Origin of the sequence: Lysinibacillus sp. A4 (assembly GCF_024919535.1) — a bacterium.
GTDB classification, from domain to species: Bacteria; Bacillota; Bacilli; order Bacillales_A; family Planococcaceae; genus Lysinibacillus; species Lysinibacillus capsici.
Window position 1 is genome coordinate 1 of the sequence record NZ_JANWTB010000036.1, and the last position, 1162, is coordinate 1162.

At 39.9% G+C, this 1162-nt stretch carries 3 protein-coding genes; all 3 read left to right on the forward strand.

Going from position 1 to position 1162, the window contains the following annotated elements:
• Window positions 1-430 (forward strand): hypothetical protein (locus tag NY607_RS24150; RefSeq protein ID WP_259420607.1); only part of this gene is annotated, 430 nt, incomplete at its 5' end.
• Window positions 396-575: a hypothetical protein gene (locus NY607_RS24155; protein WP_259420608.1), complete on the forward strand. Its 180-nt coding sequence runs from the start codon at window positions 396-398 to the stop codon at window positions 573-575. The genes NY607_RS24150 and NY607_RS24155, both read left to right, overlap by 35 nt.
• A 15-nt stretch (window positions 576-590) precedes the next feature.
• Window positions 591-845 carry a hypothetical protein gene (locus NY607_RS24160; RefSeq protein WP_259420610.1) on the forward strand — a complete coding sequence of 85 codons (255 nt, stop codon included), beginning with the start codon at window positions 591-593 and terminating at the stop codon, window positions 843-845.
• The last annotated feature ends 317 nt before the right edge of the window (window positions 846-1162 follow it).

The following is a 1162-nucleotide window of genomic DNA, read 5'->3' on the forward strand; positions in this document are numbered from 1 at the left end:
GATGCAAAATGAAGATTATTCAGGAGAAATTGACGGTGCTTATTCTCATTTATCTATGGAACGTGATGAATTATTAGGTCAACTTCATGAAGCAAATGCGCGTATCCGAACATTAGAGAAATCAGATGCTAAACTGCGAAGGTTCGATGAATCGGCGTTATCAGGCATAACTCGATCTATTTCTAGTGTGATTCTATCGATTGAAACATACACAACGCAACGAGCATTTTTCCAAACAAACATTGAGCACGCATCAGATGACTCTGTAGATTATTTAGAGAAACAGATTCTACGTTTACAAGCGCAAGTTAATGAGATTCGAGCAGCTATCAGTACTCGTAGAAAGATTACTATAATTGATGGTGATTTTACAGAATGTGAGGAGGAGCAACCGCATGAAACGCAAACTAAAGGCAGTTCGGTCGCTTAGAGTGGCGAATATACTTGCGCAAAATGGACATCGCATATTACGTACCGAGCCATGCGCTGACAATCAGCAGCTTAGCGTATTCATTTTCGAAGATACACCCGCATTACAGCTAGTTTTATCGGAAGCAAGACGCACTACTAATTAATAGGAGGAATTTAAAATGACAGAAGTAAATGTACCGCAGCCAATTATCGATTTAGTGATGAAAGTATTTGAAAATAATCCCGCATATAAAATTGTAGATTGGGATTTTGACCGTGTTTATATCGAGAAAGATAGCGAGGAGTATACGATTCGTACATGGGATATAACGGAGACATTTATCAGTTGGACGCTGTTTAAATCGATAGAACTAGCGGACGGGTCGGGGTACGGTGAAGAAGTTAGCAACGGAACGTTTTACTACACTGTGTGACCGCATTATCCGCCAGCACTTTCTTCAATATAAAAGTGCAGAACAGCAGTCCTAAACCGCGTCATATCAACGTTTGTGAGGTGTCGTCCTTAAAGACAACGGTATAAAAAGTGCACCTACTATCGCATGAGATTTGCATAGCAAATTGAAATGCTTGCGTAGCAATGGATAGACGATATATGCGATATATCAATAACTACCGGCTACGCCGAGTGTTTCGGCTGAAAAGATGCCTCACACTGTCAGCACTTATTTACATCGTATCTTTAAGGGGGTAAATAGAATACGTGTATTAACGAAGGAATTAACGTTTAAGT

Coding starts and splice junctions, on each gene's coding strand:
- NY607_RS24160 (WP_259420610.1), top strand. CDS start 591: ATGACAGAAGTAAATGTACCGCAGCCAATTATCGATTTAGTGATGAAA.
- NY607_RS24155 (WP_259420608.1), top strand. CDS start 396: ATGAAACGCAAACTAAAGGCAGTTCGGTCGCTTAGAGTGGCGAATATA.